Here is a 10,463-nt window from a genome sequence, read left to right on the forward strand (position 1 = left end):
GTGGTCACGCGCAACGTCCGCGACTTCGAGCCGATGGGCGTTCCGCTGCTTAACCCCTGGGCCGATTGATGAAGCGGTGAGGCCGTTTGATAGAAGCTAGCGCCTCGACGCTAATCACTCACGGCCTCATCGCCGTCGAGCGAGGCCCGGAAGCTCCGCTCGACCCACTCGACGACGGGGATCCCCTCTACTTCGGCAGCCCTTGCCACGGCTTCTTTCAAATCCTGGGCGATGCGCAAGCTTCGGGACATGAAGGCCGATCTGCCGGAGGCAGCGAATTTCCGCCTTAAGCAACTCTCGGCCTTGTTCGCCTGGGCGCTGAAGAACGATCTCGTCGCGACCAACCCGGCTGAAAAGGTGGAAAAGCTGAAAAGCGGGTCGGACGGCTTCTACACCTGGACCGACGACGATGTGGACGCCTTCGAGGCGCATTGGCCCGTTGGCTCGAAGCCACGGCTTGCAATGGCGATCATGCTTTATCTTGGCGTGCGCCGCTCGGATGCCGTGCGGATTGGCAAGAAACACGAGAACAGGGATGGATTGTTTGTCACCTTCTCTCAGTTCAAGGGCCGGGAGAACGGCGCGAAAGTTCTGACGTTGCCGATCCTGCCTCCGCTTCGCGCCATCCTCGATGCGAGCGCGCTTGGCCCCGCGACGTGGCTCGAAACCGCATACGGCAAGCCGCACAGCGCGGCTGGCTTCGGCAACATTTTTCGCGAATGGTGCCGGGAAGCCGGGCTGCCGCAATGTTCCCCGCATGGGCTGAGGAAGATCGGCGCGGTGCGCGCCGCCGAAGCCGGCGCAAGCGAGCATGAGTTGATGGCGATGTTCGGCTGGGACGACGCCAATATGGCGCGGATTTACACCCGCAAAGCCGCGCAAAAGAAGCTTGCCGCAAGCGGCGCGGCCAAACTCAGCCTGGAGAGCATTGTCCCACCCGCTGTCCCACTGAGGAAGAAGGATGGCAGAAACAATGACTTAAAAAGGTATTGGCGCCCCCTAGGGGAGTCGAACCCCTCTTTCAAGATTGAAAATCTTGCGTCCTAACCGATAGACGAAGGGGGCGCTCAGCGGCCTTGCGGCCGGTCCGGGATATAAAGCGGGTTTTGCACGGCTTGGCAAGGGCCAAGACGCATCGAAAAGCAATTCCGTGCGGGCAGGGGTGACGGGACCGTGCACCTTCCATTTCCGAATTCGTAGGGTGCGCTCAACCATTTTTCGAAATCAGGCACTCGATCTCATGCAGCGGGGGGCTTGCGACAATAATCCCGATCAACCTTCGTCGTTCGGGCGCGCCGCCGTCGCCCTTGGCACCGACGATTGTCCTGATGTCCGACGAGCGACAAGGCACGCTTCAACGCTTTCGCCGCGGCAGGTGGCGCGGCGCTTGCCGGCTTCGCGCTGTTCCGAGGCCATACGACATCACTAGCTCATACAGCGTGATTTCAATCCGATCGAAACGACGTTCTCCGGTCTCAGGATCATGCTCCGCAAGGCTGGCGATCGCACCGTCAACGGCGCTGTGGTCCCGCCCAGGCAGGCTCGCCGGCCTGTTCAAGCCAGACGAGTGCGCCAATTACTTCAAGTCACGCGGCCAAAAGCAACGGAAACCGCTCTAAACGCCATCGTGCCGCGTGCCCTCCTCATCGAGGATCGCCACGCTTCGCATGTAGGACTGATAGGCTTTTTCCTGCGTGTCGCCGATGGCGAGCACGCCGAGCTTGCCGAACTCCGACAGCGCGCCGACGAGATGAAACACGACGCCTTCCTGCTTCGCGGCGTCGAAATGCAGCCTCTGTGTGGCGGCGATGTCGATGAGGTCGGTCGGCGTCAGCCCGCGGTAATGGTCCGCGTGAAGATTGTCCGACGCGTAATAGAAGCACGGCTTGCCCGCCGCGCTGTAGAACAGGCCGGTTTTCGGCTCGTAGCGGCCGGCCGTGAGATATTGCAGCATGAGGAACGGGTGCGTGGTGCCGCCCTTCCGGAGGTTGATCTCGATCGCGTAATGGCGCCACGGCTCACCCTCGTCGTCCTTCACCGACATGAAATCGATGGCGAAACGGCCGAGCGCGCCTTTCGACGCGAGCACCTCGCCCGCGCGGCGTCCGAGTTCCTGAATGTCGAGGCGATAGCCTTCATCTGCGGGGAATTTGCAGCCGAGAAACACCTGCTCGTTCGCCCCGCCGAGCACCTGATCGTGCGTCGAGATGGTCTCAAGCGTGCCCACGGGATCGACACGGAACTGCGATGAGGGCGAACGCTTGATCTTGCCCTCGATGAATTCCTCCACGATGCCGCCCATAAGCTCGAACTTTTCCATGAAGGCGTCGAACGTCATTTCAGCCGATTCGAAGCCGATATGCGGGAGCCGTTCGCGCACCCAGTCGGAAAGGCCCGTTTCAGGCGCGCCCTCGAAGCGAAACAGCGCGTTGCCTTCGCCGGAAAACCCGTCGTTCAGCTTGACCACCGCGCGCCGCAGCGCCGGGTTGCGCTCCTTCAGCGCAACGAGCGCGTTCACGATGTCGTCCGCGTTCTCAAGGTCTTCGAAGCCCGCGGGCATGGCGATGCCCGCTTCGCGGAATATCTTGCGCGAGCCGCTCTTGGAGCCCCAGCAGGAAACGTCGGGATCCGAGCCGTAAATCGGCAGGTCGAGCTTCAGCGCGAGCTTCTTTTCGAGCGGCGTCACGGTGAAGAAGGTCACATGCGCCGCGTGCGGATCGGGGATCGCCGCCTTGATCCGCTCGATGAGGCGCGGGCGCGCGAGGATCTTGGCGGAGAGCGGCGCGTCGGAGCTGTCGTAGCAGGAGAGAAGCACGAGCCTCTTTTTGGCGTGCTGGGCCGGGATGCCCGGCAGAAGATGGAGGTAATAGTCGATGATCGGCGTCGCGATGGGCGTGCTCGTAACGTAGATGACGCGCGTGCGGGGAAAACGGAGCAGCAGAAGCAGGCAAAGCAGCCGCTCTTCATAATGGTGAACGCCCGCGATGCGCGCCATCACTTCGCGGTCGAAGGTAATGCTTGGCACGATCACCACAGTTCGCGGCGTATTCGGGTCGGCGAAAATCTTCGCGTAGGTCTCGCGGAAGTGATCCTGCAAGACTTTCGACCTTGCCAGTTCGACCGGCTCGAAAGTTACGGCATTAGCCCCGCTCAAGCGCGTTTCCCGTGGTTCTTCCGCTCTTTACCGAGCGTTCCAATATTATATTGAAAAGGTACCGACATTGCTTCCAGTCGACAAGCGAAGCGGATGCGGCACATTCCCTGCTCGTTAAGGAAAAATCGATGACTTCAGTTCCCGAGACCGGCTCCCTTCCCCGCGATGTCAGCGCGCTCCTCGGAGATTTAGGTGTTTCGAGCGAGGCTCATTCGAGCGGCGCGTTCGAGGCGAAGACGCCGATCACGGGTGAGATCATCGGGCGCGTGCGGCTCGGCGGTGCGTCCGACATGAACGCGGCGGTCGATGCGGCGCATGAAGCCTTCCTCGTCTGGCGCAGCGTTCCGGCGCCCGCGCGTGGCGAACTCGTGCGGCTGTTTGGCGAGGAACTCCGCGCCAACAAGCAAGCTCTCGGCCGCCTCGTGACCATCGAAACAGGCAAGATCGCGTCCGAGGGCCTCGGCGAAGTGCAGGAGATGATCGACATCTGCGATTTCGCGGTGGGCCTCTCGCGGCAGCTTTACGGCCTCACCATCGCGAGCGAGCGCGCGGACCATCGCATGATGGAGACGTGGCATCCGCTGGGCGTGGTCGGCATCATCTCGGCGTTCAACTTTCCTGTGGCGGTATGGGCCTGGAACGCGGCGCTCGCGCTCGTTTGCGGCAACGCGTGTGTGTGGAAACCGTCGGAGAAAACGCCGCTGACGGCGCTCGCCACGCAAGCGCTGTTCGAGCGGGCGGCGGCGCGATACCGCAAGGCGGGGCATGTCGCGCCGGAGGGGCTTTCATCTGTCGTTATCGGCGCACGCGAGGCTGGCGAAGCGCTTGTCGATAACCGCCTCGTGCCGCTCGTCTCCGCCACGGGCTCCACGGCAATGGGCCGCGCGGTCGGCCCGCGCCTTGCCTCGCGCTTCGCTCGCGCCATCCTCGAACTCGGCGGCAACAACGCGGCCATCGTATGCCCGACCGCCGACATCGATTTGAGCCTTCGCGCGGTCGCCTTTGCCGCGATGGGCACGGCGGGCCAGCGCTGCACGTCGCTCAGGCGGCTGTTCGTGCATAATTCCGTCTATCACAAGCTCGTGCCGCGCCTGAAGCAGGCGTTCGTGAGCGTGAAGATCGGCAATCCGCTGGACGATGGCACGCTTGTCGGCCCGCTGATCGACGAGGCGGCCTACGCGGCGATGTACAAGGCGTTCGAGGAGGCGAAGGCGTCCGGCGGAAGCCTCTTCACCGGCGGCGAGCGCATCCGCGCGGGCGTGCCCGAGGGCGGCGTCTATGTCCAGCCCACGCTGATCGAGATGCCTGAGCAGGTCGGCCCCGTTCTCAAGGAAACCTTCGCGCCGATCCTCTACGTGATCCGCTATAACGACTTCGAGGAAGCCATTCGGCTCAACAATGAAGTGCCGCAGGGGCTTTCGTCCTCGATCTTCACCAACGATCTGCGCGAGGCGGAACTGTTCCTCTCCGCGCGCGGCTCGGATTGCGGCATCGCAAACGTCAATATCGGGCCGTCCGGCGCGGAGATCGGCGGCGCGTTCGGCGGCGAGAAGGAAACGGGCGGCGGCCGCGAGGCCGGTTCCGACTCATGGAAGGCCTACATGCGCCGCGCCACCAACACCATCAACTACGGCTCGACGCTTCCTCTCGCGCAGGGCGTGAAGTTCGAGGTGGGGCGGTAGCCGATAGCAGCCGACACCGGGCGGGCAGAGCCACGCCCGCTTTCGCTCACGCCATTTCGCGCGCTCAGCTTCGCCAGTCGATATAGACGTTGCCGCGCGCGTCGGCGCCGATGACGACATCGTCGAACTTGGCGAGGCGCAGCTTGCGGACTTCGCCCGTCGCGGTTCGTTCGGTCGTGACTTCCTCGATGAAGGGAAAATCCTTCAGGCTGCGCCAATCGACCTGTTCTTCGAGCGGGCCGCGCGGCGTGGAGATCGTCAGCGCGCCCGCGTCATCTTCGCTTGCGACGATGGAAACACTCGTCTCGTTGCGCGAGATGGTGATGGCCGCACCCTGCGTCTGGGGAGCCTCGCTGACATTGATGTGCGACGGCCAGACGCTCCGATGAAACGGGATGACTTCTCCTGCGCGCATGGTTCTATCCTCCGGGATTCGCTGAAGGACAGTCTTTCCCAGGAACCCTGCGCGGGGCTTTTTCCGTTATCGGCAATTCGATTAATAATTGAATCACTGGGTGCGGGACCGTTGCTCCTTCACTCGCGCGATCAGCTTTTCCACGTCCGGCAGGATGTTGCGCACGATGACCGCGACGCCGTCGGCTGTCGGATGCAGGCCGTCCGGCTGGTTGAGCGCGGGCACGGTTGCGACGCCCTTCAGAAAAAACGGATAGAGGATCGCGTGGTGTTTCTCCGCGAGGCGGGGCCACATCGCGCGAAAGCTCGCGGCGTAGTCCTCGCCCCAATTGCGCAAGGGCTCCATGCCGGCGGCCAGAAGCTCGATCCGCTTCTCTGACAGCGCCTTCAGGATCGCATCGAGCGAGGCTTCCGTCTGCTTCGGATCGAGACCGCGCAGCATGTCGTTCGCACCAAGTTCGACGATCGCCGCATCGACGGGCTCGGACAGGCTCCAGTCGAGCCGCGCCGCGCCGTCCGCCGCCGTGTCGCCCGAGACGCCTGCATTCAGGACGCGCACGGGATATCCTTTAGCGCGAAGCGCTGCCTGCAACTGCGCCGGAAAAGACTTGTCGGGTGGAAGCTGGAAGCCCGCCGTCAGGCTGTCGCCGAACGCGAGGATCACGATTTCCTTCTCAGGCTCGGTGGCGTGCGCGGGCGACATGACGAAAGCGGTTACAAAAATCGCGGCGAACGCAGTCGAAATTGCCGACAATCCTTTCCATATGAAGCGCGGCAACGAAGTCTCGAAACGGTGTCTCATTTGCAATTTCCCTCGGTTTCCGAAGCGCCGCACGCCGGCGCGCCTCGCCGGGCCGCTCCGGTCATAGATCTGAAAGGCGTGACGCTCACGCTGAAAAGCCGCGCGGGCGCAGTCGACATCCTGCGCGGCATCGATCTTTCCGTATCGGAAAGACAGTCCGTCGCGCTGGTCGGTCCGAGCGGTTCCGGCAAGTCGTCGCTGCTCATGGTGATGACCGGCCTCGAAGCCGCCACCTCGGGCCGCGTCATCGTCGCGGGCGAGGATTTCACGACGCTTGGCGAAGACGCGCTCGCCGCGATCCGGGGCCGCTCGATCGGCATCGTGTTCCAGTCCTTCCACCTGATCCCGACCATGACGGCCATCGAGAATGTGGCTCTGCCGCTCGAATTTCTCAATCGCGCCGACGCGTTCGAACGCGCGGAGGCAGCGCTTTCCGAGGTCGGACTATCGGGCCGCTTTCATCACGTTCCGGGGCAGCTTTCCGGCGGCGAACAGCAGCGCGTGGCGCTGGCCCGGGCGCTCGTCGCGGAGCCGAGCATCCTGTTCGCGGACGAGCCGACCGGCAATCTCGACGGAGAAACGGGGCGTCAGATCATGGACCTGATCTTTTCGCTGCATCGCCGCTTCGGCACGACGCTCGTGCTTGTGACGCACGACCCCGCGCTGGCGAAACGCTGCGAGCGTGTCGTCGCCATGCATGACGGGCGGATCGCGGCGTCGATCCAGGAGACGGCGTCGGCATGACGGTTGCCACCGAAACGGAAGCGCCGCGCACGCGGAGCCGTGCCCTGCCGCTCGCCCTTCGCCTTGCTCTGCGCGACCTTCGCGGCGGCGTGGCGGGCTTCTGGATCTTCCTCGTCTGCATCGCACTCGGCACGGGCGCCATCGGCGCGATCAACGGCCTTTCAGGCGCCATCCGCGATGCGCTGGCGCGCGACGCAACGCTGCTGCTCGGCGGCGACGTCGAGGCGACGCTCATCCATCGGCAGGCAAACACCGACGAGCGCGCCTTCCTCGAAAGCGTCGGCCGCGTCAGCGAGGTCGCGACCATGCGCGCGATGGCGCGTCGCCCCGACGCGAACGCGCAGGCGCTCGTCGATTTGAAAGCCGTGGACGGCGCATATCCGCTTTACGGCACGGTGACGATGGAGGAAGGCAAGAACCTCGATGCCGTCCGGCGCGGCGGCCTCGCGGTGGATCGCACCATACTGGACCAGCTTGGCCTCAAGCTCGGCGACGAGATCACGCTCGGCAAGGCATCGTTCCCGGTCGTCGCAGTGCTCGGACAGGAGCCGGATCGTTTCGCTGCGGGGCCGGCCTTCGGCGCGCGCATCCTGATGTCGTCCGAAGCGCTCAGGGCGACGGGGATCGCCGAACCTGGCGCGCTCGTGCGCTGGGCGTATCGCATCAAGGTTGAAGGCGGCGCGCCGCCCACGTTCAAGGCTGCGTTGTCCACGGCGTTTCCCGAAGCGGGCTTTCTCCTGCGCGACACATCGGACCCCACGCCCGGCATCCGCAACACGCTGGACCGGCTCGCCGAGTTCCTGACGCTCGTAGGGCTGACGGCGATGCTCACCGGCGGTATCGGCGTGGCGAACGCGGTTTCGGCCTTCGTCGAGCGGCGGCGGCGGACCATCGCAACGTTCAAGGCGCTCGGCGCATCGCAGCGGACGATCTTTCATGTCTTTCTCATCGAGATGGCGTTGTTTGCCGCGCTCGGTATCCTCATCGGTTTCGGAATTGCACTCGCCGTGCCGTGGCTTGTCGCGGGGCTGGCAAGCGCCCTCCTGCCGGTGAGCCTCGAGCCGGGGTTCCAGCCGGAAGCGCTCGGGCTCGCGGCGCTGTTCGGTGCGCTGACGGCGCTGCCCTTCATCCTGTGGCCGCTCGGGCGCGCGCAACAGGTGCGGGCTGCCGAACTGTTCCGCAACGGCAGCGAGGACGCGGCATGGCTTCCGCCGCGCGCCTATCGCTACGCCTCGCTCGGCGCGGTGGCGCTGCTCGCCGCCTCGGCCATTCTTCTGTCGCAGAATCAGAAGATCGCCGCCGCTACGGCTGCCGCCCTGTTCGCGGTTTTCGTGCTGTTCTGGTTTATCGGCGCGGGCATACGCCGGTTCGCCGCGCGGCTTCCGAGGCCGAAGCGGCCTGAAGTGGCGCTCGCGCTCGCGAATATCGCGGGGCCGGCCAGTCTCGCGCGCACCATCGCGCTTTCGCTCGGCGCGGGGCTGACGCTGCTGACCGCCGTCTCGCTTGTCGATGCATCGCTCACGAACGAACTCAAGACGCGGCTGCCGGAGCACGCGCCAAGCTATTTCTTCATCGGCATCCCGAAGCAAAGCCTCGCCGCGTTCGAGGATCTGCTGGAGGAAAAGACGCCAGACGCGCGCATCGCCACAGCGCCGATGCTGCGAGGGCGGCTCGTTGCGCTGAAGGGGGTGCCGGTCGAGCAGATCAAGGCTCCATCGTCCGCCGAGTGGGTGCTGAACGGCGACCGCGGCATCACCTATTCGGACGCTGTGCCGTCGGGCTCGCAAATCACCGAAGGCGCCTGGTGGCCCGCCGACCATAATGGCGAGGCGCTCGTTTCCTTCGAGGCGGAGATCGGCAAGGCGCTCGGGCTTGCGGTCGGCGACATGGTGACGGTAAACGTGCTCGGCCGCAACTTGCAGGCGAAGATCGCCAACTTCCGCAGTGTGAAGTGGGGTTCGATCGACATCAACTTCGTCATGATCTTCTCGCCGAACGCGCTCAAGGCCGCGCCGTTCACCTGGCTCGCGACGCTTTCATGGCCGGAAGGCAAAACGCCCGACGCCAAGGGCGAAGCCGAGGTGATGAAGGCCGTCGCCGGTGCTTATCCTTCAGTCTCCGCCGTCCGCGTGCGCGACGCCCTCGCCGCCTTCAACGGCGTATTCGAGAAAATCATGACGGCGGTGCGTGCCGCTGGCAGCATCACGCTCATCATGGGCGCGCTGGTGGTCGCGGGCGCTCTCCTCACGGCCCAGCGGCGGCGCATCTACGAAGCGGTCGTGCTGCGCACGCTCGGGGCCAGTAAGCGCCGCGTCATAACGGCGCATCTTCTTGAATACCTGATGCTTGCGGCTTGCCTTTCGGCGGTCGCAGCCGCGCTTGGGCTTTTGGCAGCGTGGGTTATCGTGAAATATGTCATGGGATTAACTTTTGTTGTGTCGCTATCGGCGCTATTGCAGCCATCGGCGATTGAAACCATATTCGTCACTGCGCTGGGTGCGTTGGGGACATTCAAAGTCCTTTCAGCGAAACCGGCGCAATATCTGCGTTCCGAGTGAACGTCTGGATGGCGACGACAGGGCAGGCCGCCTGACAATGAGGCCGTGCTCCAGGCCGTCCGGGGTGAAACCTGGAAGACCTTCTGCGCAGACCTTTTTAGAAAAGATGTCAGGGACCAAAGAGGACAATGGCAGACTACGACACGTCTCGAGCATATAACGTGAATGCTCGCGCGCGCACGGACGCCTTCGCGATTGACGAAGGTCTGCGCGCGTACATGATCCGCGTTTTCAATTACATGGGTATCGGACTGGTCGTGACGGGTGTCATGGCCTACGCGATCTACAGCCAGTCCGTGATCACCAACGATGCCGGCAAGATCGTCGGCTTGACTTCGCTCGGCACGGTCATCTTCAAAAGCTGGGTGAAGTGGCTCGTGATGTTCGCGCCGCTGATCGTGGTTTTCGCCTTCTCGGCGACGATCAACAGGATGAGCGCCGCAACCGCGCAAGCCGTGTTCTGGCTGTTCGCAGCGCTGATGGGGCTGTCGCTTTCGAGTATCTTCATCGCCTACACCGGTAACTCGATCGCACGCATCTTTTTCATCACCGCCGCGACCTTCGGCGCCGTCAGCTTCTGGGGCTACACGACCAAGCGCGACCTGACGAAGTTCGGCTCGTTCCTGTTCATGGGCCTGATCGGCATCGTTATCGCGAGCCTTGTGAACATCTTCGTGGGGTCGACTGCGGTTCAGTTCGCAATCTCGGTCCTCGCCGTGCTGATCTTCACGGGCCTCACCGCCTATGACACGCAGCAGCTGAAGGATAATTACTACGCTCAGGCGCAGTATGGAGAAGAGACGCTGGGCCGTGCCGCCATCCTTGGCGCGCTGAGCCTTTATCTCAACTTCATCAACATCTTCGTGGCGCTGCTGCAGCTCTTCGGCGACCGCCGCGAGTAGCTTTCTCCGCAAGTGCAGCAAAAAGGCCCCGCGAGGGGCCGTCACACTGCTGACAAAGCTCCCGCCTCGGCGGGAGCTTTTTTGATTCAGCGGGTCATGCTGAAGAAGCCGGTTCCCTCAACAGAGCGTGCTCGGAATGGTGAGCATCGAGGGACTGTTGCAGATCGCAAGCTACCGCCATTACAAAGGCGATCCGGCGCGATCATT

The 10,463-nt window shown here is 63.7% G+C and carries 8 protein-coding genes, 1 tRNA gene and 1 pseudogene; 5 read left to right on the plus strand and 5 right to left on the minus strand.

Annotated elements, in window-relative coordinates:
- Positions 1 to 110: 110 nt before the first annotated feature.
- Positions 111 to 251: a hypothetical protein gene (locus tag QM659_RS16395; RefSeq protein ID WP_415189248.1), complete on the minus strand. Its 141-nt coding sequence runs from the start codon at positions 249 to 251 to the stop codon at positions 111 to 113.
- A 211-nt stretch (positions 252 to 462) separates the two neighbouring features.
- On the opposite strand from QM659_RS16395, the pseudogene QM659_RS16400 reads away from it, so the two are divergent.
- Positions 463 to 870: pseudogene (locus QM659_RS16400) on the plus strand (tyrosine-type recombinase/integrase); the annotation flags it as partial.
- A gap of 120 nt (positions 871 to 990) precedes the next feature.
- Here QM659_RS16400 and QM659_RS16405 read toward each other — a convergent pair.
- Positions 991 to 1,065: transfer RNA gene (locus QM659_RS16405), tRNA-Glu, on the minus strand.
- 550 nt (positions 1,066 to 1,615) lie between these two features.
- A complete protein-coding gene (locus tag QM659_RS16410) occupies positions 1,616 to 3,154 on the minus strand; it encodes a peptide ligase PGM1-related protein (protein ID WP_415189249.1) in 1,539 nt (512 codons plus the stop codon).
- A 128-nt stretch (positions 3,155 to 3,282) separates the two neighbouring features.
- Between QM659_RS16410 and QM659_RS16415 the strand changes: the two genes are divergently transcribed.
- Positions 3,283 to 4,836, plus strand: a complete 1,554-nt coding sequence (locus QM659_RS16415; protein WP_415189250.1) for an aldehyde dehydrogenase family protein — start codon at positions 3,283 to 3,285, stop codon at positions 4,834 to 4,836.
- A 64-nt stretch (positions 4,837 to 4,900) separates the two neighbouring features.
- Here QM659_RS16415 and QM659_RS16420 read toward each other — a convergent pair whose 3' ends face one another.
- Entirely contained in the window at positions 4,901 to 5,251 is a 351-nt protein-coding gene (locus tag QM659_RS16420; RefSeq protein ID WP_415189251.1) for a hypothetical protein, read from the minus strand.
- Positions 5,252 to 5,344: 93 nt separating this feature from the next.
- Positions 5,345 to 6,052, minus strand: coding sequence for an arylesterase (locus QM659_RS16425; RefSeq protein WP_415189252.1), 708 nt, complete (start codon positions 6,050 to 6,052; stop codon positions 5,345 to 5,347).
- On the opposite strand from QM659_RS16425, the gene QM659_RS16430 reads away from it, so the two are divergent.
- From QM659_RS16430 to QM659_RS16440, 3 genes are all read left to right on the plus strand, one after another.
- A complete protein-coding gene (locus QM659_RS16430) occupies positions 6,053 to 6,796 on the plus strand; it encodes an ABC transporter ATP-binding protein (protein ID WP_303488123.1) in 744 nt (247 codons plus the stop codon).
- Entirely contained in the window at positions 6,793 to 9,354 is a 2,562-nt protein-coding gene (locus QM659_RS16435) for an ABC transporter permease (protein ID WP_415189253.1), read from the plus strand. The genes QM659_RS16430 and QM659_RS16435 overlap by 4 nt, the downstream gene beginning before the upstream one ends.
- Before the next feature lie 128 nt (positions 9,355 to 9,482).
- Entirely contained in the window at positions 9,483 to 10,256 is a 774-nt protein-coding gene (locus tag QM659_RS16440) for a Bax inhibitor-1/YccA family protein (protein WP_127077111.1), read from the plus strand.
- Positions 10,257 to 10,463 lie beyond the last annotated feature (207 nt).

The sequence above is a fragment of the Rhodomicrobium sp. genome (assembly GCF_047605405.1).
GTDB classification, from domain to species: Bacteria; Pseudomonadota; Alphaproteobacteria; order Rhizobiales; family Rhodomicrobiaceae; genus Rhodomicrobium; species Rhodomicrobium lacus.